The sequence below is a fragment of the Gallintestinimicrobium propionicum genome (genome assembly GCF_025567525.1).
GTDB classification, from domain to species: Bacteria; Bacillota; Clostridia; order Lachnospirales; family Lachnospiraceae; genus Gallintestinimicrobium; species Gallintestinimicrobium propionicum.
Window position 1 is genome coordinate 13,310 of the sequence record NZ_JAOQJY010000030.1, and the last position, 25,381, is coordinate 38,690.

The 25,381-nt window shown below is 46.3% G+C and carries 22 protein-coding genes and 1 pseudogene; 8 read left to right on the top strand and 15 right to left on the bottom strand.

Annotated features, from left to right (window positions below; translation table 11 throughout):
- Positions 1-12: 12 nt before the first annotated feature.
- From OCV62_RS16525 to OCV62_RS16540, 4 genes are all read right to left on the bottom strand, one after another.
- Positions 13-1,047, bottom strand: a complete 1,035-nt coding sequence (locus OCV62_RS16525; RefSeq protein ID WP_262588048.1) for an SGNH/GDSL hydrolase family protein — start codon at positions 1,045-1,047, stop codon at positions 13-15.
- Positions 1,048-1,201: 154 nt separating this feature from the next.
- A complete protein-coding gene (locus OCV62_RS16530; protein ID WP_262588050.1) occupies positions 1,202-2,647 on the bottom strand; it encodes an MBOAT family O-acyltransferase in 1,446 nt (481 codons plus the stop codon).
- Between the two features lie 36 nt (positions 2,648-2,683).
- Positions 2,684-3,649, bottom strand: coding sequence for a carbohydrate kinase family protein (locus OCV62_RS16535; RefSeq protein WP_118496069.1), 966 nt, complete (start codon positions 3,647-3,649; stop codon positions 2,684-2,686).
- Positions 3,650-3,719: 70 nt separating this feature from the next.
- Positions 3,720-4,649, bottom strand: a complete 930-nt coding sequence (locus OCV62_RS16540; RefSeq protein ID WP_262588053.1) for a glycosyltransferase — start codon at positions 4,647-4,649, stop codon at positions 3,720-3,722.
- On the opposite strand from OCV62_RS16540, the gene OCV62_RS16545 reads away from it, so the two are divergent.
- On the top strand, positions 4,613-5,335 hold the full coding sequence (locus tag OCV62_RS16545) for a hypothetical protein (protein WP_262588055.1): 723 nt from the start codon (positions 4,613-4,615) through the stop codon (positions 5,333-5,335). The genes OCV62_RS16540 and OCV62_RS16545 overlap by 37 nt on opposite strands.
- Before the next feature lies 1 nt (position 5,336).
- Here the strand turns inward: OCV62_RS16545 and OCV62_RS16550 are convergent, their stop codons facing one another.
- Positions 5,337-6,086, bottom strand: a complete 750-nt coding sequence (locus OCV62_RS16550) for a glycosyltransferase family 32 protein (RefSeq protein WP_262588057.1) — start codon at positions 6,084-6,086, stop codon at positions 5,337-5,339.
- Between the two features lie 235 nt (positions 6,087-6,321).
- On the opposite strand from OCV62_RS16550, the pseudogene OCV62_RS16555 reads away from it, so the two are divergent.
- A pseudogene (locus OCV62_RS16555) lies at positions 6,322-6,651 on the top strand (transposase); the annotation flags it as partial.
- 10 nt (positions 6,652-6,661) lie between these two features.
- Here the strand turns inward: OCV62_RS16555 and OCV62_RS16560 are convergent.
- Positions 6,662-6,847, bottom strand: coding sequence for a hypothetical protein (locus tag OCV62_RS16560; RefSeq protein ID WP_262588075.1), 186 nt, complete (start codon positions 6,845-6,847; stop codon positions 6,662-6,664).
- Positions 6,848-7,183: 336 nt separating this feature from the next.
- Between OCV62_RS16560 and OCV62_RS16565 the strand changes: the two genes are divergently transcribed.
- Positions 7,184-9,445 (top strand): glycoside hydrolase family 31 protein, encoded by a 2,262-nt coding sequence (locus tag OCV62_RS16565; protein ID WP_262588059.1) that lies wholly within the window; start codon positions 7,184-7,186, stop codon positions 9,443-9,445.
- A gap of 273 nt (positions 9,446-9,718) precedes the next feature.
- Here the strand turns inward: OCV62_RS16565 and OCV62_RS16570 are convergent, their stop codons facing one another.
- From OCV62_RS16570 to dnaA, 9 genes are all read right to left on the bottom strand, one after another.
- Positions 9,719-11,437 (bottom strand): glycoside hydrolase family 13 protein, encoded by a 1,719-nt coding sequence (locus OCV62_RS16570; protein WP_262588060.1) that lies wholly within the window; start codon positions 11,435-11,437, stop codon positions 9,719-9,721.
- A 37-nt stretch (positions 11,438-11,474) separates the two neighbouring features.
- Complete coding sequence (locus OCV62_RS16575) at positions 11,475-12,386, bottom strand: serine hydrolase domain-containing protein (RefSeq protein WP_021914460.1); 912 nt, start codon at positions 12,384-12,386, stop codon at positions 11,475-11,477.
- Positions 12,387-12,454: 68 nt separating this feature from the next.
- Positions 12,455-13,204, bottom strand: a complete 750-nt coding sequence (locus tag OCV62_RS16580; RefSeq protein ID WP_262588064.1) for a glycerophosphodiester phosphodiesterase — start codon at positions 13,202-13,204, stop codon at positions 12,455-12,457.
- Complete coding sequence (gyrA, locus tag OCV62_RS16585) at positions 13,197-15,779, bottom strand: DNA gyrase subunit A (RefSeq protein WP_021914458.1); 2,583 nt, start codon at positions 15,777-15,779, stop codon at positions 13,197-13,199. The genes OCV62_RS16580 and gyrA overlap by 8 nt, the downstream gene beginning before the upstream one ends.
- A gap of 44 nt (positions 15,780-15,823) precedes the next feature.
- On the bottom strand, positions 15,824-17,743 hold the full coding sequence (gene gyrB / locus OCV62_RS16590; RefSeq protein ID WP_118496060.1) for a DNA topoisomerase (ATP-hydrolyzing) subunit B: 1,920 nt from the start codon (positions 17,741-17,743) through the stop codon (positions 15,824-15,826).
- Complete coding sequence (gene recF, locus OCV62_RS16595) at positions 17,744-18,841, bottom strand: DNA replication/repair protein RecF (protein ID WP_021914455.1); 1,098 nt, start codon at positions 18,839-18,841, stop codon at positions 17,744-17,746.
- A 34-nt stretch (positions 18,842-18,875) separates the two neighbouring features.
- Positions 18,876-19,082, bottom strand: coding sequence for an RNA-binding S4 domain-containing protein (locus tag OCV62_RS16600; protein ID WP_262588068.1), 207 nt, complete (start codon positions 19,080-19,082; stop codon positions 18,876-18,878).
- Between the two features lie 44 nt (positions 19,083-19,126).
- Entirely contained in the window at positions 19,127-20,233 is a 1,107-nt protein-coding gene (gene dnaN, locus OCV62_RS16605) for a DNA polymerase III subunit beta (RefSeq protein ID WP_262588069.1), read from the bottom strand.
- Positions 20,234-20,481: 248 nt separating this feature from the next.
- On the bottom strand, positions 20,482-21,843 hold the full coding sequence (gene dnaA / locus OCV62_RS16610) for a chromosomal replication initiator protein DnaA (RefSeq protein WP_021914452.1): 1,362 nt from the start codon (positions 21,841-21,843) through the stop codon (positions 20,482-20,484).
- A 587-nt stretch (positions 21,844-22,430) separates the two neighbouring features.
- Here dnaA and rpmH point away from each other — a divergent pair.
- Genes rpmH through jag form a run of 5 tightly spaced genes read left to right on the top strand, consistent with a single transcriptional unit; the run spans position 22,431 to position 25,209 of the window.
- Complete coding sequence (rpmH, locus tag OCV62_RS16615) at positions 22,431-22,565, top strand: 50S ribosomal protein L34 (RefSeq protein ID WP_022003951.1); 135 nt, start codon at positions 22,431-22,433, stop codon at positions 22,563-22,565.
- A gap of 41 nt (positions 22,566-22,606) precedes the next feature.
- Complete coding sequence (gene rnpA / locus OCV62_RS16620; RefSeq protein WP_021914451.1) at positions 22,607-22,981, top strand: ribonuclease P protein component; 375 nt, start codon at positions 22,607-22,609, stop codon at positions 22,979-22,981.
- 5 nt (positions 22,982-22,986) lie between these two features.
- The gene (gene yidD, locus OCV62_RS16625) at positions 22,987-23,196 is read left to right on the top strand and encodes a membrane protein insertion efficiency factor YidD (RefSeq protein ID WP_117960954.1); all 210 of its coding nucleotides are present in this window, start codon (positions 22,987-22,989) and stop codon (positions 23,194-23,196) included.
- Positions 23,197-23,226: 30 nt separating this feature from the next.
- On the top strand, positions 23,227-24,555 hold the full coding sequence (locus tag OCV62_RS16630) for a YidC/Oxa1 family membrane protein insertase (RefSeq protein ID WP_262588073.1): 1,329 nt from the start codon (positions 23,227-23,229) through the stop codon (positions 24,553-24,555).
- An 18-nt stretch (positions 24,556-24,573) separates the two neighbouring features.
- Positions 24,574-25,209 (top strand): RNA-binding cell elongation regulator Jag/EloR, encoded by a 636-nt coding sequence (gene jag / locus OCV62_RS16635; RefSeq protein WP_118496058.1) that lies wholly within the window; start codon positions 24,574-24,576, stop codon positions 25,207-25,209.
- Positions 25,210-25,381: the final 172 nt, after the last annotated feature.

The following is a 25,381-nucleotide window of genomic DNA, read 5'->3' on the forward strand; positions in this document are numbered from 1 at the left end:
TAAATACTTCTGCTACCTGTTTGTGATCTTCTCTGCCAGCCTGCGCATTGCACTGCACCGGTCAGACAGATTTTCTTTTGTCACCAGATATGCTACATCGGCTTCCTTTGCTTTTACGACTATGAACTGATTCACATCCGCAGAAAAATGAATCGGATCCATGTAATAATCCAAATTCAGAATAATATCCTCATCCGTCTGAAAATCGTAAATCTGCACATTGTCATACGCAATCAGCGCTTCCATCGCCGCCTGTCTGGCATAGAGATATTCCTCCGTCTGCCCGCTCCGGTACACGCTGTCCCACCAAAGCTCGGAATAGGGCGGCAGGAAAAAATAAAATTCTGTCTCCGGATGCTTTTTTACCATATCTGTCAACAAACCAATATTTTCCTCTACCCGTGCCTGCCACTCAGACGGCTCCTGCATCGGTGCAATCTCTTCCGACTGTTCGTAATGCTTTCTCGCCTCTTCTTCAGAAAAGGTTTTATACTGCCAGAAATTATAAGACATCCCATCGTCGTACCCGCTGAAATTCATCGCCAGCAGATACGGGATATCCTCAAACAATACATCCTTGTTGAACAGATACTTCACGTCATTGAACGGATTTTTATCATATAAATACAGCGGCATCGAATCGTTGACAAAATTCGTTTCCGGGTCGCCGTCCAAGGCAAACAGATCGAGGCTGTAAAACACATTTTTCAGATCGTGCGTCGTAAACGCTTCATCCATATAAAATTTCAGATCTGTGCACGTCCCGGAGCTTTTAATCGCCTTGACCGTCCTACAGGAAAATGCCTCGTCAAACCAATGATTGTTATAGTTTTCCGCTGTAGAGGATCCTGCCAGCACGCTGTCATAAGAAAAATTCCGTATTGTGCCGATACACTGATATTCCGATTTCGTTACGACTGCTTTCATCCCCGGCAGCGGACCGTGAAAATGATAAAACGGGTCAAAAATCACTACCACTGCTGCGATCGCTGCTAAAAGCGCTGCCGTCCAGACCGCAAAACGCCGAATCCATTTGGAATTTACCATATTTTCCGCTCATTTCTGCGCACGCTTTTTGCGCATGTCGAGTTTGTGTCAAGTGCGCGCAGACACAAATCTCGCGATTGAAAAATTTTATTTTTCAATTTTTCTCTCATTCCTCACACTGTCCCGGACAGATCATACTGCCGCCATTTTCCCTTTAAAACGAAAAATAGAGATACTCGCTCACGCCTGTCATTGAGATCATTGACCAGGTAAACAAAACCGCCAGAAGCACCGGATACAGCCTGCCATAGCCTTTCTGCCTCTGCAATGCAACCACGCCGGATACTTTTTCTCCGGAAAGAACCCGGAAACAGATTGCAATCAGCACAACAAAAATTCCGAGCCAGAACCACGAAAGCAGTCCCGGCAGCTTCATCGACAGCGCCTTTGTGATCATGTAAAATTCCGTCATGTCGAGCGCCGATGCCATCTGAAACACAAAGCCGTTCCATTTCAGGCTGACAATGCTTTTTAAAACGTCAAACCCCTGCGCAATGCTCTCTGCCCTGAAAAACACGAAGGTCATACAAACATAGGCAAAGGTCGCTGCCTGCCGCATCCATTTTTTCGGTAAATGCGGATGTTCCAGGTTGTCCCAGATCATCCCGACTCCATGTAAAAATCCCCACAGCACAAAGGTCCACGCCGCGCCGTGCCAAAGCCCTGAAAGCAGCATAACGATCATCACATTGCACAGCGTCCGCATCTTCCCCCTCCGATTTCCGCCCAGGGGGATGTATACATACCTTGTAAAAAACCGTCCCAGCGTCATGTGCCATCTGCGCCAGAATTCCTTGACCGAAGCAGAGTGAAACGGCGCATCGAAATTTTCTGCGACCTCCAGACCGATCATTTTGCCCAGACCGACCGCCATATCGCAATAGCCGCTGAAATCAAAGTACAGCTCCGTCAGATACCCGACCGCCAGAAGCAGTGCCGAAATGCTGTCCAGCATCGAAACATTGCTGTATCCATAGTTGACCGCCTTTGCCAGCGTATCCGCCAGCAGCACTTTTTTGGCGAGACCGAACACGAAAAACTGGATTCCTTCCGAGAACCGCTCTGCATGAAACCTGCGCCTTTCCGGCTCCTTTAACTGCCCCATAAACTCTGAACGAAGCAGAATCGGTCCCTGCAGCAGCTGCGGAAAATAAACCATAAATGTCAGGTAGTCAAAAAAGCTGTCCCTTGGCGCATCTCCCCGGCACCGGTCAATCAGGTATGCCAGCTGTTGAAACGTGTAAAAACTGATTCCAACCGGCAGCAGGATCTGCAGCATCGGAAAGTCCGTATGAAATACTGTATTCAGATTTTCCAGGAAAAAATTGCTGTACTTAAAATAACCCAACAGCCCCAGATGAAAAACACATCCGACACCAGTCAGCACTTTTTTCCCTTTTTCCGAGAAAATTTTTTCAGGCAGACAGCTCAGAAGCCAGCCTATCAGACAGCTGAACAGAAGCAGCCACAGATACTGCAGATTTGCATACGCATAAAACCACAGGGACATCCCGATCAGATATCCCTGTGCCAGTTGAAATTTCTTTTTCCAGTTCAGAAAATACCATCCTGCCAGCAGAAGCGGCAGAAACAGTAACATAAAAATATGGGAATTAAAAAGCATCTTCCGTTCCTTTTAAGCTCTGGATTTGATAAACGCCTCAACCTCTTCCACTTCAGGCATTACGCGCAGTGCACCTTTTCTGGTGGTTACGATGGATGCTGCTGCGTTTGCAAAGGTCAGCATCTCAGTCAGCTTCTCCTCATCCAGGTTGTCCAGACCGTATTTCAGGACATAGTGCAGGCAGCAGCCGCCGAAGGTATCGCCGGCACCGGTTGTCTCAATGGTGGAATCCTGCAGGAAAGGCTTCACCTCTACGCGCAGATCCTTGTAGTAAGCGCGGCTTCCGTCTCTTCCCAGAGACAGCATGATCAGCGGAATATTGTACTGTTCACGCAGCTTTGCGATACCTGCGTCGAAATCCTCTTCGCCGGTGAACCACTGGATCTCGTTATCGGAAATCTTTAAAACGTCACACTTGGACAGACCATATGCAACCTGTTCTTTTGCATCGTCTAAGGTCTTCCACAGAGGGGGACGCAGGTTCGGGTCGAAGGAAAGGATTGCGCCGCTTTCTTTTGCGATGTCAATCGCTTTCTTGGTCGCTTCACGGACACCATCATGAGTCATGGACAGTGTGCCATAGTGGAAAATCTTCGCATCGCGGATCAGATCCTCATGCAGATCCTCCTTGCGCAGCATCATATCTGCACCGGGATTCCGGTAGAAAGAGAAGTCTCTGTCGCCGTCCGGGAAGGTCTCTACGAATGCCAGAGTTGTTCTTGCATCTTCGTCAATGATCAGGTTGGAAGTGTCGATGCCAACCTCATCCAGGGTTGCTTTTAATTTGTTGCCGAACAGATCCTGTCCGACTTTGCCGATAAATGCGGTCTTGCGGCCTGCTTTGTTCAACATTGCCAACACGTTGCAGGGCGCTCCGCCCGGATTTGCTTCGTAAGTCATATTGCCCTGTGCGCTCTTGCCGTTCTCGGTAAAGTCGATCAGCAGCTCACCCAGTGCAACTACGTCAAAATTCTTCATGGAATATTCCCCTTCCTGTCTTTTCTTTCACGTTTTTCCAAACGTTTCTGATATCCTTTATTCTAACAGTTCACCACCAAAAAGAAAACCATAATTTTCTCATTTTCACTATCATTTCTGCGTAAATGTTACTGTTCACCCGCAGTCTGAATAAGACGCTCCACACCAGCCGCCGGGTTTTTTCTGTCCCGGATTCGCCAAATGTGCGCACTTTTCCGATTTGTTTCAGCTTTTGATAGTAGCACCGAAAATTCTCCGTATCTCTGCGCTTATAGCATTTCCTCACAACATCCATAACAGCCAGATACAATCTCCATTTTAACAGCTCCTCCAGCTCTGCATCCTGCAGAACTTTTACAGTCTCTAAGAGCTCCTCCTGCACCCGGATACTGTCCAGATTGTTTTTCGTGATTCCTTCCTTCTCTGTATGGGTCGCGCTGCTGTCCCGCCGTCTCCAATAGTACAGCGGCTTTGCAATAAAGCAGACAGAAGTCTCTCTGCCACAGAAAACCTCCGCCAGCCATTTTTCATCTTCCCCCAGGGTCGTATTTTTTTCAAACAAAAACAGCCCCTCTGCAGATTTCAGCACCTCCCGTTTAAAAACCTTGTTCCACACCACAGGTGCGTAGTTATTTTCTCTCAAAAAAACCTTAAACGCCTCCGTGCCGCAACAGGTCTCCACCCTGCTTCTACTGCTGCCAGCTGCCTTTTGCACTCCTGTCCTGCTGCCTGCCATCCCCTGCTCTGTACCAGCCCCCGTAAAGGCTTCATAGCTGCAGCAGGCGCTGTCCGTTCCATTTTGCTCCATAGCGCCGATCAGCTCTGTATAGATTGTCCTTCCCACAAGATCGTCTGAGTCCGCATAGGTGATATATTCCCCACGAGCTTCCTGCAGTCCGGTGTTTCTTGCCGCACTCACTCCGCCATTCTTTTTGTGGATGACCTTGATTCTTTTATCCTTTAATGCACAGGCATCGCAGATTTCACCGGACTTATCCACAGAACCGTCATCTATCAACAGTATATGAATCTACGATCGAACAGCTGCAGGAACAGGTCGCTTCTTTAAAGAAGTCCTCCGAGAACGGTTCCGACCATCTTCGCGCACTCCGGGAAGAAACGATACAGATCACACGCCGTCAGAAGCGCGAAGCGGAGGATTTGATCCGCACCCTGCAAAGCCAGGTCATGGAAACCCTCAAGCAATTTCCGGCACAGGATTCGACGCTTCAGCATCAGGTACGGGAGCAGGAGGGGCGTTTAATGGCCCAGGCAACACAGATCAAACAACAAAGCGCTCAGCTCGAGGCTCAGTCTGCGCAGATCAAACAGCAGCGCACTCAGCTCGAAGCTCAGTCTGCACAGATCGAAACCCTGCAGTCTGACCTTGCGAAAAAAGAGAAGGATCTGACCTCCCTTCGCAAGCAGCTGGTTCAATCAGGAAACGTCCTGCAGCAGGTACAGCAAAGCCTTGAAAGAGTTCAGCTGTCCGCAGTGCTTCCCCCTTCGACCACGCCTTTCCCGACTCTGGAAGCGCCAAAAGCTGATAAGCCTCAGACAGACGATTCCCTTCCGGAGCTGGGAAACCGGCTGGATAAGCTGTTCTCCGATACCTTAAGCAATCTGAACAACTGTGAAAAGACCGCTCAGAATACTATTTTCCATCTCGTAAAATCCATCAGCTGATTTAGGGCTGCTTTTTCCTCGGATTGATTTTATACCACAGACACTGCAGACGATGATACAGTCTGTTTCCTAAAAGCCTTCTTAACCGAAGGCTTTTTTGTTCCTTTTCGTTCAGCCAGCTTCCGTCATAGTGATGAATGGAAACCGTATGCTCTGTGATCTCTTTTTTTCGATGAAAATAGCTGACAGGAGCAAGGTATTGTGTCGGGAGAAAAACGATTCCGTCAATTTCCTGTTTTGTATTGTCAAGGCGCAGACCGAAGGTGCGCAGCGTCCGCGTATTGCGTCCAGGACAAGACTCTGTATCAAGTCTTCCATCCTCTTTGATAAAAGGAATATCCTCATAGTCCTTTAAAAGTGCACCGACGATCGGATGCCCTGCACGTGCACCAAAGCCAAGGCCCGTTGCAATCCACATCTGACCATCTATCTCTTTTTCAAAGCCCATATAACCATCCAGCTCTGTAAGCTCATCCAGCGGTTTGATCAGCTCCACATCCACGTCCATATAAATTCCGCCCTGTTCATACACGATCTTTAACCGCGCATAATCACTGACAAATGCCCATTTTTTTTGCTCATAGGCCTCCCGTGCATATCGGTTTTCTGTCAGATCGAAATTATTCTCGTTCCATTCGATGATCTCATATTCAGGACAGTATTTTTTCCAGCTCTCAATACATTTCTTTGCCGACTCCGTCAGTGGATTTCTTCCAAACCAGCAATAATGAATTTTCTTAGGAATACTCATTTACAAATCTCCTCATAAAAATGTTCCAGGCGATCAATTGACGCTTTCAGGGAAAACGATTCCCGGATGAGCCGCGCTCCTTTTTCTGAAAATTTCCTGCGCAGTCTGTCCTCCGATACCAGCTTTGATAGAGTACAATGATGTTTGCAAAAGTGAAAAGGAAATAGACAAGCCACTAGGGGCTCCTGTAAAATGAAAGTTGTCGAGACAATCATACTGCAAAGGAGAGACCCTAATGGCTCACAAAAAGAATAACACAAATCTCACAGAATTACTACTGCAATGTATGACTCAGCCGGATCCCATGCTGAGCATGCTGGAATGGCTGTGCACACGGCTCATGGAGACCGAGGTGGATCAGCAGCTGGGGGCAGAGAAAAGTCAGCGCTCGGACGGAAGGAGCGGCTATCGCAGCGGCTACCGTCCGAGCCGTCTGGACACACGTATGGGGACGATGTACCTCATGGTTCCTAAGGTACGGCAGGGCGGTTATATCCCGTTCTTTGTCACAGAGCGCAAGCGCAGTGAAGCAGCGCTCATTCAGGTCGTTCAGGAGTCCTTTTTGCGAACATCCCTTAACACAGTCGTTCGTTATCCTGACCAAATACGTTGTTATGTAAATCCGCCAACACCACTGCCCTTATATTCTCCCCGATCTTTTCCGAGGTCACGCGATAAAAGGTGGTTTCAAAGGTACTGTTATCTGACAGCTTCCACAAAACTCCTGCTCCGACTGCAAAAAGCAGCAGAATTGCAAACAATTTTAATCGTAATTTTCTGATTTTTATTTTCCTTTCCCTTTCCCTTTCGTACTTTTCCCAAATCTATGCTCTGTTATTCTATGTTTAGAATACCTTCTCATGCCGATGTTTGCAAGGTTTTTCCAGAAAAAAAGGGGATCCTGATCCTATTTTTTTGAACCATTTTCTGATTCATTTTTTTTAGAATCAAAAAGATATTTTAAAAAGTAAAAAGGTATGATATACTGAAATCGGAAACGTTGCCAATTGTGCATTATTACCAAAAAGAATGTGTTTTATTTGGAAATATGTATAGCGGCAGACACAAAAATATTAAAATTTCAGGGAGGACAATATATGTCAGCTGAAACAGAAACCCAATATAATCCTCAATATGGCGTTCGCAGAACTATTTTTTCGGATGAATATGATTTTCTGACCAAAATTGAGTCCGTATGTGTTCAGGAGGATGGGCTGCATTTTGCAGTACGTACATGGAAGGATCGTACCGTAAAGGTCTGTGTCACATTTTTGACACCATCTGTATTCCGATTTGTTATGGTACCTGAGCTGACTGCCCAAAGTCACAGACAGACCGTGCTGGAATCTACGTCTGCTTCCGAGTTTGAAAGCAAAAATGCCAAACTTGTCGAGACCCAACATTATTTTGTATATGAGACAGAACAGTTAAGTCTGCATTTCGAAAAAGATTACTGGGAAATGTCCGTATATCAAAATGGAAAACTGTTAACAAAGGAACAGGCCTTCGATACCAATGTCGATAATCGCTGGAAACAGCTTCCGACAGGCTTTCAGGTAGATGCGTCCGGAAAAAGCATTTCCACCTTCGAGCAGTTTGTCCTGTTTTCCGATGAGATGTTCTGGGGCTTTGGTGAGAAGTTTACACACTTTAACAAGCGCGGACAGCGGATCGAATGCTGGCAGAAGGATGCGTTGTCAACCAACTCAGAGGATTCCTACAAAGGACATCCCTATTTTACAAGCAGCCGCGGATACTCCATCTTGTTAAACACCTTTACCCGTTCTTCCTTTGACATGGGTGCTTCCTCATGGATCAGTTATCAGATCGGCAGTAATGACCCTGTATTGGATTATATTTTCTTAGCAGAAGAGAGTAAGGATTATAAGAAGCTGTTACAGCAGTATCTGCAGCTTACCGGACAGATCCCTATGATTCCTCAGTGGGCTTTTGGTTTCTGGATGTCCAAATGCTCCTATATGAGCCGTAAGGAAATCGAAGATGTGGTTGATAAGGCGGAACAGCTTGGTGTAGGCATTGATGTAATCCATATCGATGGCTGGCAGAAGCCGGATATGGCCGGTTTATGGGAATGGGATACCGAACGCTTTCCTGATCCCGAGGGAATGATCCGGGAATTAAATAAAAAGAATATTCATTTAAGTCTTTGGAACTATCCCTATTTGCAGGAAAATTCACCGGAATATAAGGCTCTGGCAGAGCGCGGATTCTTTATTAAAAATAAAGAGGGACAGCCGGCATTGTTTAAATCCACCGCTGACTCAGAGTATTTATGTGCCTGCTTTGACTTTACAAATCCGGAATTTCTGGAATGGTACGGAGAACGGATCAAGAAGATCGTCCGCATGGGCGTTTCTGTCATTAAAACAGATTTTTCTGAAGCAGTACCGAAGGATGTTGTGTTCTACAATGGAATGAACGGATACGAAGGACATAATCTGCTGACCTATCTGTATGCAAAGAATATTTACGGATGGATGAAGGAAATCTGTGAAAAACGCGGAGAATTGCCCCTTCTTTGGGGACGCAGCGGTTATGCTGGTTCTCATACAATTCCGGCAGCATGGGCAGGAGACTCCTCCAGTGATAAAGCGACTCACAGTGCGATCCTTCAGGCCGGCCTTGGCATGGCAATGTCCGGTGTATCTTTCTGGGGTTATGATCTGGGCGGATTTTATCATACCGGTTATACCGGAAATGAGGAGCGCCCTGATGCAGAAGATTATCTTTCCTCTGTACAGATGGGACTTTGGATGCCCTTATCCAGAGCACATGGCAAAACACCGAGAGAGCCTTGGCAGTATGGTGATCTGGCCCTGAAAAACGTTAAAGAGTGGATCAATTTCAGACATCGTCTTGCTCCATATCTTTATCATACAGCCTGCCAGAGCCATCTTTTCGGCATTCCGATGCTTCGTCCGGTGGTAATGGAATATCCAAAGGATCCAATGGCAAAGATGCAGAATCTGTCGTATATGCTGGGAGATTCCTTATTGGTTTCGCCCGCCTTTGACAGAGAGGAATACGATCTGTATCTTCCGGAAGGTCAGTGGAGAAATATTGAAAGCAAAGAAGTATATGAAGGCGGATCCTTTGTCCATGTAGAAACGAAATCCTTTGCAAATGGCGGTACCTCCCTTCTTGTTTTCCAGAAAGAAGGAACAAGTATTCCCTTACTTGCTCAAAAAGAAGTAATGCATGTACCTGCAACAGCATGGAAGCGTGAGGATTTGGATTTCATGACCTTCACAACAACAGATATCACAGAAAAAATCTATGTACCAGGTGAATGCGGCAAGGTTGAATTTATCCAGGTAGAAGCAAAGAAAAATGCTTAAAAAATGCAATTCTGACATCTGAAAAAGAATGTGCCTTGGCACATTCTCGCGCCGAGGCGCGGTTGCTTCGGCAATCATCTACCTCTGCGCCGAGTGCGCATCCCCGCGGAGCGTTTTTACTTCATAGGACACATTTTCCTATGAAGTAAAAAGGGGCTTCGACAGAAACACAGGTTTCTGCGAAGCTCCTTTTATGTAACCCATTTTTATCTTTGTGCCAAACGAGCCGCGAGCAGGACTTCCAGCCCTGCTCTGCGATCACAGTTAAACTGCTTAAAGTACTATTACAGCGGCATCAAATGCCTCCACTTTTCCGTCAAAAGCCTTTTCTGTAAGCAGATCCTGTTTTTGCGCATACTCCTTAAATTCCTTCGTATGATTGCTGCAATTGAAAATCAGGGCAATGGTTTCTTCCCCATTTTTTCTTATCAGAACGATCGTCTCATCTTCATCCCTTGTGATGGCTTCTGCCAATTCCCCTTCTACGATACAGGTATGTGCTTTTCGAACCTGCAGCAGTCGTTTATACCATTCAAACATCTCTTTATCCTGGTATTCTTCATCCCAGTACATGCCTCGTCTGCAGTCTGGATCATTTGCTCCAGGCATCGCATACTCATCCCCGTAATAAATCATAGGCATTCCCGGCAATAACAGTTGGAAGGCCGCTGCCAGATGCTGCTTTTTCTTATTGTCCTTACATAAATGTAAAAATCTTGCCGTATCATGGCTGTCGATCAGATTCCACATAAGAGGATAACATTTTTTGTGTAAGCGTCCTTTCAGGTATCCCAGATTCTGGACAAACTGGCTGACACTGATCTTTTCATCTGCAAGCAGATCTATCAGATTCAGATAAAAAGGATAATTCATGACCGTATCCCATTCATCTCCCTCCAGAAAATCTCCCGCATAATGCCAGATTTCCCCAATGATCAGCATATCCTTCTTTACTGCCTTGATTGCTCTTCTGAAACGTTTCCAGAAGAAATGACTGATTTCATCTCCTACATCCAGTCTCCATCCGTCAATGTCACATTCCCTGATCCAATAGCATGCAACGTCCGTAATGTAGTTTGCAACCTCTGGATTTTTCAGATTCAGCTTTGGCATTCCACCATAATACCCAAAACACAAGAAGTTCGGAATCTCTCCCCATTCGCCCTTCAGTGGCAATTCATCGATATAATACCAGTCCAGATATTTGGATTTTTCGCCCTTTTCCAGGATATCCTTAAATGCAAAAAACTCTTTTCCGGTATGGTTAAACACCGCATCCATAACCACCTTCATCCCGCGGTCATGTGCTTTTTGTACCAGCTCCTTAAGATCCTCCTTTGTTCCAAAGGAAGGATCGATTTCATAATAATCAATGGTATCGTACTTATGGCAGGAATCCGATTTGAAGCTGGGCGTCATATATATAACATCAATTCCCAGATCCTGAATATGATCCAGATGATCGATAATTCCTCTGAGGTCACCATGCAGATCATCCATAGGCGTAATGGGTGCTTTATACCAAAGCTTTTTGTCTACCGGCTGTGATGCTGCAAAACGGGATGGAAAGATCTGATACACGACCTTATTTGCTGCCCAATCCGGGACCTCAAACATTTCTTCCTCCCGAAGGTTCTGCGGACAGTCAAACATTCTGTCTCTGTTTGTGATAGATTCCTTATCAAACTCATAGTTGCCGTAATATACCTTTTCTCCCTGCATATCCGTAAATTCAAAGAAATAGCGGAGACAGATCAGGTGCATCCGAACCTGTGCTTCATAATAATCATTAAACTGTGAAGTAGCAACCTTTTTCATCACGATGGTCTTTCGCGTATCCTCACGCTCCATTGGGATATACTTATCCTCATAGTGAAGGATTATCTCCTTCATATCATCTTTCTTTACCTGCACGCGTATTACAAATAAATCCTTCTCGATTGCATAACAGAATCTCTTATCCATATCATGAAAAATTGCGGAATATTCCATAGTATTTTTTCTCCTTCTGATGTATTCTTTTTCCGTTTTACAGAGACAAAATAAGTTCATGCATTACCGGTTTTACTTTGTTCAGATCGCCGCTTTCCGGACACTGAATGGCTACGATCAGTCCCTTCTTCGGCAACACCATCGTCAGCTGTCCATAGGCACCGTCTGCGCGGTAGGAATCCTCATACGGATTTCTCCAAAACTGGTAGCCATAACCACAAACCCAGATATCGTTTCCGGGATTCGGTGTTTCGATCTGCTTTGCGGTTGCTTCTTTGATCCATGCAGGATCCACCAGCTGCTGTCCTTTCCATTTTCCATCCATCAGATATACCTGACCGATCTTAAGCATATTGGAAAGCGTCATGAACATGCCGCCGCCACCGATCGGATGTCCCTGAGGACAGTTTTCCCAGATCGGAAAGCCCTGTCCGAGGGGTTCAAAAAAGCGCTCATACAGATACTCTGAAAGCCGTTTTCCCACTGCCTTTTCCACCATACGGCCTGCCAGAATGCTGTCTGCCGTTGAATAGACGAATTCGCTGCCCGGCTGTACCTTTACGGGTCTGCTCAGCATATATTTGACGTAATCCGGCGCCCCGACACCTGCACGCCGGTTTGCGCCCATCAGATATGGTTCATGGAAACCGCTCGACATCATAAGAAGATGACGCAGACGAATTTCAAACAGCTCCGGCTGTGCATTTTCCGGAACCGCCTCCGGGAAAAACTCTGCCAGTCTGTCATCCAGTGACAGCTTACCATCGGCAATTGCCAGACCGACTGCTGTGCTCATATAGCTCTTTGTGTGAGAATAGATATTTCTCGCCTGATCCGGTGTAAAATGATGCTCCATCAGGATCTTTTCCCCGTCAGCAATTGCAATGCCTTCTACACCAAGCTGCTTGTCATAGACCTCTTTTACAAAATTGTAAAACTGCTTTTCCATAACCATACCCTCCATTTTGTAAATGCTGCAGCGCCTTGCGCCGCAGAAAACGCGTGTCAGAGCGTTTCTCAGCCCTTCGCTTTTTTTGCTTTTAGCCAGCTTTTGCAGACATCCGGATAGTTGGTGATGACGCCATCACAGCCCCACTCATACAAATTTTCCAGATCGTCCATATTGTTAATCGTCCAGACATTGACCTCGATGCCGTTCTTATGACAGAGCTCTACCTCTTCCTTCGTCAGTCCTTCAACACCTGGATGATAACATTCAAACCCAAACTTTTTGCAGTAATAGCCTGCATTTGCGATACCGCCATTTTCCACGAGAGCACCGGTTTTCATATCCGGCATAAAATCCTTGCAGGAGAGTGCAGACAGATGGTTGAAGGAGGAAATGATGATCCGCTCCTTTAAGCCAAAGCGCCCGATCAGCTCCATCGTCTTTTTCTCCAGCTCCTCGTAATAGTACACGCTGCTCTTGATCTCCACGTTGGTAATCAGCGAATTGCAGGATGCCCATTCGCAGTATTCCTCAAAGGTCGGAATCGGCTGGAAGCCGTAGACTTCCTGCCATTTTCCGCCTGCATTGCAGCTTTTTAACTCGCCTAAAGTGTAATCCCGTACATTTCCGGTAAAGTCCGTCAGGTCGTCCAAATATTCATCGTGGATAATGACAACCTCACCGTCCTTTGTGAGCTGGACATCCAGTTCGATTCCGTCACAGCCGCTTTCCAGAGCCTTCTGGAAAGCCAGCATCGTATTCTGCGGATATCTTCCGCTGAAACCTCTGTGTGCAAAAATCTTCATCGTCTTATTCATCCTCTTCTGTCTCTTCCGGCATGGTAATATGCTCCTCCGCCGGATCGTCGTCTTCCTCTTGGTCAACTTCACTCGGCTTTGAGACATCTTCCATTGCATCGTCTACATCGTCAAATTCCTGATTTCCGTCCGATACCTTTTCCCGTACCTTTGCAATCTGTGCTACGGTTACGCCTGCATCCAGGTTGATCAGCTTCACGCCGGAGGTAATTCTTCCCAACTGGGAAACATCATCCATACGGATCTGAATGATAATGCCCTCTGTCGTGATCATCATGATCTCGTTTTCATCCGTAACGGCTTTTACACCGATGACATAGCCGGTCTTTTCCGTGATCTTATAGCACTTCACGCCCTTGCCGCCGCGGTGCTGTACCGTAAATTCATCCATCGAGGTACGCTTGCCCATACCGTTTTCAGAAACGATCAGCAGCGAATCTCCCTGATGGTCTAACTGCATGCCGACAATTTCATCGTTGTCAGACAGCGTCATACCGATCACGCCCATCGATGTTCTGCCGGTATTTCTGACGTCGGTTTCCTTGAAACGAATGCACATGCCGTCTCTCGTTACGAGGAAAATCTCGCTGTCCGCATTCGTTACCTTCACCTCGATCAGCTCGTCGTCCTCCCGCAGATTAATCGCCGCAAGACCGTTCTTTCTGACGTTGCTGTATTCCAGAATCGGGGTCTTCTTGACGATACCCTTTCTGGTTACCATGAACAGGTTGTCGTCCTTTTCGTAATCCTTTACCGGAATGATTGCGGAAATTTTTTCTTCCGGAGCAAGCTGCAGCAGGTTGATGATTGCCGTACCCCGCGCAGTACGTCCGGCTTCCGGAATTTCATATGCTTTCAACCGATAAACACGTCCAAAATTCGTAAAGAACATCACATAATGATGTGTTGTCGTCATCAGAAGATCTGCGATAAAGTCTTCCTCGATCGTCTGCATACCCTTGATGCCTCTGCCGCCGCGGTTCTGCGCCTTAAAGTTATCGACGGTCATTCGCTTGATATAACCAAGGTTCGTCATGGCGATGATCGTATTCTCTCTCGGGATCATATCCTCCATGGAAATATCGAATTCATCATAGCCGATCTTACTTCTTCTGTCGTCTCCGTATTTGTCCTTGATCACAAGCAACTCGCTGCGGATAACACCCAGCAGACGCTTCTCGTCTGCCAGAATTGCCTTTAATTCTGCAATTTTTTTCAAAAGCTCCTGATGCTCTGCTTCCAGCTTTTCATGCTCCAGACCGGTCAGCGCACGCAGACGCATATCGATAATTGCCTGTGCCTGTACGTCGGTCAGACCAAAGCGTTCGATCAAACGATCCTTGGAGATCTGAGGGGTCTGGCTGCTGCGGATGATCTGGATGACCTCATCGATATGATCCTGTGCGATCAGCAAGCCCTGTAAAATATGGTCGCGCTCTTCGGCTTTATTTAAGTCATATTTTGTCCGTCTGGTAACGACATCTTCCTGATGGGCGATGTAGCATTTGAGCATATCCAGCAGGCTCAGCACCTTCGGCTGTCCATCTACCAGTGCCAGCATAATAACGCCAAAGGTATCCTGCATCTGGGTGTGCTTGTAAAGCTGATTTAAGATAACGTTTGCGTTCGCATCCCTGCGCAGCTCGATGACAACTCTGGTTCCCTCACGGTTGGATTCATCTCTCAGATCCGTGATGCCGTCAATGCGCTTTTCTTTATGCAGATCTGCAATCTTCTCAATCAGCTTCGCCTTGTTTACCATGTAGGGAAGCTCCGTCACGATGATCTGGCTCTTGCCATTTGGAAGCGTCTCGATATTGGTCACGGCACGGACACGGATTTTGCCGCGTCCTGTCCGGTATGCCTCTTCCACGCCGCGGGTTCCTAAAATCACGCCGCCTGTCGGGAAATCAGGCGCTTTGACGATGCCCATGATCTCTTCGATTTCGGTGTCGCGGTCTTCCAAAATGCGGTTGTCCATGATCTTTACGACCGCATCGACCACCTCCCGCAGGTTGTGGGGAGGGATGTTGGTCGCCATGCCGACTGCAATACCGGAGGTACCGTTTACCAGCAGATTCGGATAACGGGAGGGCAGTACAACCGGCTCTTTTTCCGTTTCATCGAAGTTCGGTTCAAAATCAACGGTGTCCTTGTTGATGTCCGCCAGCATCTCCATCGAGATCTTGGACAATCTCGCTTCGGTGTATCGCATCGCTGCAGGGCCGTCGCCATCCTCAGAGCCGAAGTTTCCGTGACCGTCAACAAGCGGATAACGGGTATTCCATTCCTGCGCCATATTGACCAGCGCTCCGTAGATAGAGCTGTCGCCGTGGGGATGATATTTACCCATCGTATCACCGACGATACGCGCACATTTACGATGCGGCTTATCCGGTCCGTTATTTAACTCGATCATGGAGTACAGAACACGTCTCTGTACCGGCTTTAAGCCGTCGCGGACGTCCGGGAGGGCTCTGGCAGCAATTACGCTCATTGCGTAATCGATATAAGATTCCTCCATTTTTTTCTTCAGATCGACTTCTTCTATTTTGTCAAAAATATTATCTTCCATCTTTCCTCTTATCCAGCCGCCCAGGCGGCATTCCAATCAGTTTTCTAAATATCCAGATTCTTTACGAACTGAGCGTTCTCTTCGATAAACTTCCGGCGGGGTTCCACCTGGTCGCCCATCAGCGTTGTGAAGGTCAGATCCACTTCGGATTCCGTCTCTTCATCCATGCAGACCTTTAACAGGATTCTGTGCTCAGGATCCATCGTCGTCTCCCAGAGCTGTTCTGCATCCATCTCACCCAGACCTTTGTAACGCTGGATTTTGTTATTCTGATCTCTGCCGACCTCGTTAATAATCGCCGCCAGCTCTTCGTCGCTGTAGGCGTACCAAACCTTTTTATTCTTTTCCAGCTTATACAGCGGGGGCTTTGCCAGATAAACGTGTCCCTGCTTGATCAGCTCCGGCATAAACCGGTAAATAAAGGTCAGCATCAGAGTTGCGATATGCGCACCATCCACATCGGCATCCGTCATGATAACAATCTTATGATACCGCAGCTTGCTGATATCAAAGTCCTCATGAATTCCGGTTCCGAATGCGGTAATCATCGCCTTGATTTCGGCATTGGAAAAAATCTTGTCCAGACGGGCTTTTTCTACGTTCAAAATCTTGCCGCGCAGGGGAAGGATCGCCTGCGTCGCACGGCTTCTCGCCTTCTTTGCAGAGCCGCCCGCGGAATCACCCTCTACGATGTAAATCTCGCAATTTTTCGGATCTTTATCCGAGCAGTCTGCCAGCTTGCCGGGCAGGGCTGTATTTTCCAGCGCAGTCTTTCTTCTCGTCAAATCCCGCGCCCTTCTTGCCGCTTCCCTTGCACGCTGCGCCAGAACGGACTTTTCTACAATCGTCTTTGCAACGGACGGGTTCTGCTCCAGAAAATACGTCAGCTGTTCGCTCACCACGCTGTCCACAGCGCTTCTCGCCTCGGAGTTTCCCAGCTTCTGTTTGGTCTGTCCCTCAAACTGAGGATCTTCAATCTTGACACTGATGATCGCAGTCAGACCTTCACGGATATCGTCGCCGGACAGGTTGGGCTCGTTATCCTTTAACAGTTTATTACTTCTCGCATAGTCGTTAAACGTCTTTGTCAGCGCATTCCTAAAGCCCACCAGATGCGTACCGCCCTCCGGCGTATTGATATTATTGACAAAAGAGAACACACTCTCGTTGTAGGAATCGTTGTGCTGCAGTGCAACCTCGACGTAAACATTGTTTTTCGTGCCCTCAAAGTACATTACCTTGTCATAAAGCGGAACCTTGCTGCCGTTTAGATAGGTGACGAACTCCCGGATACCGCCCTCGTAGTGGAAGGTTCTTGTGTGGGGCTCTTCCCCGCGCAGGTCTGTCAGGGAAATCTTTAATCCCTTAGTCAGAAATGCCATTTCCCGCAGACGTGTCTTTAAAATATCAAATTCGTAAACCGTCGTCTCGGTAAAAATCGTCGCATCCGGCTTAAACGTTACTTTTGTTCCGGTCTTTTCCAAATCGCAGGTTCCGATCTCCTTTAACGGATAGCAGACATGACCACGCTCGTAACGCTGCTTGTAAACCTTTCCGCCCTGACAGATTTCGACCTCCAGCCAGTCAGAAAGCGCATTTACAACGGATGCGCCTACGCCATGGAGTCCACCGGAAACCTTGTATCCGCCGCCGCCGAATTTACCGCCGGCGTGCAGGATCGTGAAAACAACCTCTACTGCAGGAATGCCCGCTTTGTGGTTGATTCCAACCGGAATGCCTCGTCCGTTATCGACAACCGTGATCGAGTTATCTTCGTTGATCGTTACTTCAATGTGGTCACAGAAGCCTGCCAGTGCCTCGTCCACCGCATTATCTACAATCTCGTAAACCAGGTGATGCAGACCTCTGGAAGAGGTGGAACCGATATACATGCCCGGCCGTTTGCGGACCGCTTCCAGACCCTCCAGAATCTGAATTTGATCTGCTCCGTATTCAACGCTCATTTATATTCCTCCATTCTGGCCGGCATCCACCGTCCCGTTTGCTACTCTGAAAACTTTATTGATCTCAAACCGGTTGTTGACAAAATCATCCAGACCGGTACAGGTAATAATCGTCTGAATGTCCCCGATACTGTTCAGCAGGTAATTCTGACGGTTGCTGTCCAGCTCTGACAACACGTCGTCTAATAAAAGCACCGGCGTATCCTTTGTCATCTTTTTGACAAGCTCAATCTCGGAAAGCTTCAAGGACAACGCCGCCGTCCTCTGCTGTCCCTGGGATCCGAATTTACGGATATCCACGCCGTCTGCCAGGAATGAAAAATCATCCCGGTGCGGACCCGTTGATGTCATCTTCAGTCGGATATCCCGCTCCTGGTTACGGTGCAGTGCCTCTGCAAAATTCTCGCTCGTCACATCCGGTTCATACACAACCTTTAAATGCTCCCTGCCTCCGGAAAGACGGCTGTGAATCTCTCCGATGATGTCGTTTAGCTGCTCCGTAAAGGTGATCCTTCTCTCGATCACCTGGCTGCCAAACGCCGCCATCTGGTCATCCCAGACCGACAGCGTATCCCGCAGGGACGGATTCTGGTAAATATCCTTTAACAGCCGGTTGCGCTGGTTCACAATCCGGTTGTAATGGTTTAAGTTGTACAGATATCCTGCATCCAGCTGACACAGTTCCATGTCCACGAAATGTCTGCGCTCTGCCGGACCGTTCTTGATAATGGACAGATCTTCCGGGGAAAAAAATACCACGTTCATAATGCCCAGAAGCTCCGCCGCTTTTTTGATGCGGGTCCCGTCAATCGCAATGCCCTTGGATTTGTTTTTCCGAAGGTGCATGTCGATGCGGATTTCGTCTTCTTTTTTCTCGAGATAGGCACGGATATGTGCCTCCTCCTCGTTGAAATTTACGATATCCTTATCCTTTGCGCCTTTATGGGACTTGGTTGTCGCACACAGATAAATTGCCTCTAAGATATTGGTTTTTCCCTGTGCGTTATCGCCGTATAAAATATTCGTCCCTCGGTCGAAGGAAAGGTTTAACAGGCTGTAATTCCGAAAATTGGATAATTCCAGCGATTTAATAACCATAGTTCCTCTTTCTGTCAGATCGGTGTATGGAAATTCACTCGATCTTTAAGGTCTGTCCGTCATATTCTACCACGTCTCCGGGCACCAGCTTTTTACCGCGTGCGGTTTCTACCTGTCCGTTTACTTTGACAAGCCCGTCCTGTACAGCGAATTTGGCGTCGACGCCGGACTCCACAAAGCCCGCTACCTTCAAAGCCTGGCCGAGCTTGATAAATTCATCTCTGATCCGATAGGTCTGCATGAATCGTTCCTTCTTTCCTGCGCCATTTTCCGGCGCTTTTGCAGTTAAACAGTTGTAAAGTTAACAGGGAGAATCAGGTAAATGTAGCTGTTCTCCTCATTACGGATAAAGCAGGGAGCCTTTGGATTAACCAGATAAATCGTGATCTGTTCATCGTCAATGACTCTCAGCGCATCGATCAAAAATCTCGGGTTGAAACCGATCATCAGATCCTTTCCGCTCTTTTCGATATCGATCTGCTCGTCCATGCTGCCGATGGCAGAGTTGATTTTCAGCTCCATCAGACCGTCTGTAATGTTAATAATGATCGGCTTTTTGTCGCCTTCCTTTACGAGCAGAGTCGCACGGTCGATACAGCTTAACAATTCACGTTTGTTGATTGTCACCTTTGTTTCATAATCGCTGGAAAGCATCTGGTCAATGCGGAAATATTCGCCTTCAATCAGTCTGGATACAACGGTTGTCTGATCAAATTCAAACACAACCTGATTGTCGGTAAAGAACAGGGATACATCTTTTTCTGTTTCACCGGAAAGAATCTTGCTGACTTCATTCAAGGTCTTACCCGGGATAACAACTTTCTGGGGTTCATAGGTATCCTTCAGCTGAATTTTCCGGATAGAAATGCGATGTCCGTCGAGAGAAACCACCTTCAGCTCATCGCCGTTAATTTCAAACAGTTCGCCGGTCATCAAACGGTTGTTATCGTTGTCAGCGATCGAGAAAATCGTCTGGCGGATAACTTCTTTCAATGTGAACTGAGAAACAACAATGCTGTTGCTGCGCTCTATTTCCGGCAGGTAAGCGAAATCATCGCCGCATTTTCCGGCAATGTTGAATTTCGCCTTTTCACAAGTTATCAGAGTTTGATAGCTATTGTCAGATAGTATCGTAATATCGTTATCTGGTAATTTTCTGACAATTTCAAGAAAAATCTTTGCGTCCAGCGCAATAATGCCAGGTTCTTCAATTGTGCCTTCTACAATAGTCTCAATGCCGAGTTCCATATCGTTGGCAGTCAATTTGATACATCCCTGGGTACAGTCAACTAAAATGCATTCGAGGATTGTCATAGTTGTTTTGGCAGGAACTGCTTTGGAAACAACCTGAAGTCCGTTTAATAGCTCTGATTTCGGACAGATAAATTTCATATGTGAAAAACTCCCTTCTTTTAATGGTGTGTTCTGTGACTTATCCACATCCACTGGGTTTTCCAAAGGCACCCGGCGTGCGATGGCCTGCAGGAGCGCAAACAAAGATATAAATAATTAAATTCGTAATCTTTCTTAATAGGCGTTGTTGAAATGTGGATAAGTATCACAAGCCCTGTAAAATAGCGGAAAACAGGAAACGGTTATCCTGTGTACAACCTTAGGATAAGTCGGGGATTACGACCAGGTTATACACAGATCTTCTTTTTGATCGTTTCAACTTTGCTGGCCAATTCGTCGTTATTTTTTAACTCATCCTCAATTTTATTCACACCGTGGATAATTGTAGTGTGGTCTTTTTTGCCGAGTAGTTTGCCAATATTGACGTAGGAAGTATCCGTCAGTTTCCTGCACAGATACATGACAACCTGACGCGGCTGAACGAATTCGGAGTTCCGTTTTTTGGAAGTAATATCTTCCGGACTAACGCCGAAGTGTTCCGCAACGACTTCTATAATCAGTTCCGGTGTGATTTCCTTTGGTTTGTCAGGATTTATAATGTCTTTTAAGGCGTCTTCTGCCAGTTCCATTGTAATTTCACTCTGGTTCTCAATCTTGGATTTGGCAATAATTCTGTTAAAAGCGCCCTCCAGTTCCCGGATGTTGGACTTAATATTGGTAGCAATGTATTTAAAAATCTCATCATCGACGGGTTTATTACATGCCTCGGCGTTTTTGCGCAGGATCGCCATTCGGGTTTCATAGTCAGGTGGCTGGATGTCCGCAATCAGGCCCCAGTCGAAACGGGAACGGAAACGTTCTTCCAGGGTTTCCATTTCTTTTGGCGGCTTATCGGAGGACAGTACGATCTGTTTGCCTGCGGAATGCAGCACGTTAAAGGTGTGGAAAAATTCTTCCTGTGTACTTTCTTTTCCTATAATAAACTGAATATCGTCGATCATCAGGACATCTACGGTCCGGTATTTTTCGCGCAGCTTTGTCATGGCGGTCGCGTTACCGCTTCGGATGGATTCGATTACTTCGTTGGTAAAGGATTCCGAAGTGACATAAAGAACCTTCATATTCGGATTCTGCTCCAGGATGAAGTGACCGATCGAATGCATCAAATGCGTTTTTCCCAGACCGGCACCGCCGTAGATAAACAGCGGATTGTAGGCATTTCCGGGAGATTCCGCAACTGCGAGACAGGCGGAATGAGCGAATTTGTTGTTATTGCCGACAATGAAGGTGTCGAACTTGTACTTGGGGTTTAAATTCGCCTGTTCGTAATTGATGTTATTTATATTAGAAGAGGGAGACTTTAAATCGGTATCCGTATCGGCGGCCTTCTCTTTTTCGAGGATGAATGAAATATCGTAATCATGATCCATCATCTCGGAAATGGTTACCTTAAAATAATTGCTGTACTTGTTGGAGATGTAGTTGAGGGCATGAGCCTGTCCGGTCGGAATCTGGATGTAGACAGTATCATCCTTTACATCATAAAACTGCAGGGGTTCAATCCAGGTATTATAGGAAATGTTGGTAAGATCATATTCCGTGTGGATTGTCTGCTTGATCATCTCCCAGTTTTCCCCAATAAAATGCATAAAAAGCCTCCTCATCTGTGACCGTCACTAAAGAAACCCCAAAAAAGGGTATAAAATCCCCTTTGAGATTTATTCTATTCTATAATAAACGAATTGTTCGAAAATGGCAAATGTTAATTACTCCACGGATCATGTCCACAAAAGCTGTGGATATCCCCAAACAGAGAGTAGTTGACGTGGATAATTATGAGGATTATGTGGATAAGTGGAATACACATATACACATTGTATTTTCTGGGGATTCTGTGGTTATGGTGGGGATAAATTCAGGGTTATCCACAAGTTTTCCACATTTTGTGGATAATGTTATGTAAATCTGTGGATCTGTGGATTCGAAAATCCACAGATGTTTATAAACTAGATCTTGTGGAAAAATAATTTTGCCGATAACAATATCTTGTATTGTGTAAAATAACGATTTTGAAACGATTTCTGTAGAAAAATTTTCCAGGTTCAAAAATCCTTTAAAATACAGGAAATTGCTTGACTTATCGAATTTCTGCCTATATAATGTCAATGATATTTTCCGATACATGTCATAAATATGCCTTATAGCAGATAAGGCCTGAAAGGGAGGTGTAGCTTTCATGAAGATGACATTTCAGCCTAAGAAAAGGCAGCGTTCCAAAGTACACGGCTTCAGAGCAAGAATGAGCAGTGCTGGCGGCAGAAAAGTATTAGCAGCCAGAAGAGCAAAAGGAAGAAAGAGATTATCCGCATAGGCCGCAGTTTTGTGGCCTATTTTCTCTATGGAGACAATTTCATGAGATTTACGCAGTCGTTGAGAAAGAACCGGCAGTTCCAGGAGGTTTACAAAAAAGGCGTTTCCCGCGCCAACAGGTATTTGGTCATGTATGTATTGGAGAATCATCAGGATGAAAACCTGCTCGGGATTTCCGTAAGTAAAAAAGTCGGCAACAGCGTGGTTCGGCATCGCGTGAAAAGGCTCGTAAAGGAAAGCTATCGATTACATGAGGATATATTTAATAGTGGTTTAAATATAGTAATCACAGCGCGGGCTTCTGCAGCATCCATTTCATTTGAACAGATGGAGAGCGCAGTATTACACCTTGGAAGGCTTCACCACATTATGAAAGAAGAAACCAAAACGGAATGTGAAGCCGATCAATCGAATTGAAAATGATGAAAACTATTCTGATCGCAATGATAAAATTCTACCGGCGGTATCTGTCTCCTTTAAAGACAACGAAATGTCCATATTTTCCGACCTGTTCGGAATACGGACTGGAAGCCGTAGAGAAATATGGCGCGTTAAAAGGCGGACTGCTTGCCGTCTGGAGGATTTTAAGGTGCAATCCTTTTTCCAAAGGAGGGTATGATCCGGTCCCGTAAACCGGAATCAAAAAGCAGGAGGAAATATCATTGAATGCTATTTTATTAACACAGTATGGCGGCTCTATCCTTGGACCGATTGCCAAAGTGCTCGGCTGGATCATGAACGGCATATTCTGGGTGCTGGACAAAATCGGGATTCCGAATATTGGTCTGGCAATTATTATTTTTACGATCGTTATTTATCTGCTTCTGATGCCGTTTACCATTAAACAGCAGAAGTTCTCAAAGCTCAGCGCGAAGATGAACCCGGAGCTGCAGGCGATTCAGAAACGCTACGAAGGCAAGAAAGATAACGATTCTATGATGGCGATGCAGCAGGAGACCAAGGCGGTTTATGCAAAGTACGGCGTATCTCCCACCGGCAGCTGTGTGCAGATGTTGATTCAGATGCCGATCCTGTTTGCGCTGTATCGTGTGTTTATGAACGTACCGGCTTATGTAAACCAGGTAAAGGAAGCATTTTTCCCGATGGTGGAAAAGCTTGCCAACACAGCCGGCAGTGCAGAATTTTTAAGCAACTCAGAGAACTTCTCCAATGCTGCAATGTATGCAAAGCAGTTTACCAACGAGGCATTTACATCCGGTAATGCAGAGTACATTCAGAACACTTTTATTGATGTTTTGTATAAAGCATCGACTTCAGAATGGAAAAATCTGGCGGATCACTTTCCGACGCTGGCGACAGAGATCACGGATACCATGCAGAAGATGGAGCATTATAACAATTTCCTTGGTCTGAACATGGGTAACTCTCCGTCCTATATGGTACATGAAGCGATCGCAGCAGGCGCATGGCTGATGGTTGTTGCAGGTCTGGCAATTCCGGTTCTGTCTGCTTTAACCCAGTGGCTGAACGTTAAGCTGATGCCCCAGGCTTCCGATGCATCTTCCAATAATGACAACAGCAGCATGGCAGCTTCCATGAAGATGATGAATAACGTAATGCCGATCATGTCTGCGGTATTCTGTTATACATTGCCTTCCGGTATGGGTCTTTACTGGATCGCTGGTTCTGTTGTAAGAAGTGTGCAGCAGGTGCTGATCAACAAGCACATCGATAAGATGGATATTGACGCGCAGATCAAGAAAAATCTTGAAAAACGAGATGCGAAGCTGCGTAAGCAGGGAATTGATCCTGCGAAGCTCAATAACTATGCAAGCATGAGCACGAGAAATGTAAAAACCAGTTCTGCACCGGCTGCCACAAAGGCAAAAGCTCCTTCCATGACACAGGAACAGAAGGAAGAAGCAATGCGTAAGGCAACGGAATATTATAACAAAAATGCGGCCAAGCCCGGAAGTCTTGCTTCCAAGGCAAATATGGTAAGGGATTACAACGAGAAGAATAATAAGTAAATAACAGGAGGGGTCAGCATGGATTTCCAAAGATTTTCGGCAAAAACAGTTGGCGATGCGGTAACAGCGGCCTGCCAGCATTTTTTAGTGACAAGCGACAAGCTGGAATATGAAATTCTGGAAGAGGGCTCTACCGGCTTCCTTGGATTCAATGCAAAACCGGCAGTCATTCAGGCAAGGGTAAGGGTTACCGTTGAGGATAAGGCGCTTCAGTTTTTGAATGATGTATTTGCAGCCATGAAGATGGATGTTGTGATGGATATCGCTTACGATGAAGTTGAAAAACATTTAGACATCGATTTAAAGGGCGATGAAATGGGAATCCTGATCGGTAAGAGAGGACAGACGCTGGACTCTTTACAGTATCTGGTATCTCTGGTAGTAAATAAGGATTCTGAAGACTATATCCGCGTAAAGGTGGATACAGAAGATTACCGCAAGAGAAGAAAAGAAACCCTTGAAAATCTGGCAAAGAATATTGCCTATAAGGTAAAGCGCAGCAGAAGACCTGTAGCGCTGGAGCCGATGAATCCTTATGAGAGAAGGATCATTCATTCCGCTCTTCAGAATGATAAATATGTTACAACCCACAGCGAAGGAGAAGAGCCTTACCGCCACGTTGTTGTAACGCTGAAGAAGAACGGTGAGAGATAAAGTATTTAGGAACCGGCGGTGTCAAAGCTGCCGGTTCTTTTTCATCGTATAGGAAACTTCGTTTCCATACGATAATAAACGCTCCGCGAGGATGCGCACTCGGCGCAGGGGTAGATGGTTGCTAAAGCAACCGCGCCTCGGCGCGAGAATGTGCCAAGGCACATTCTTTTTT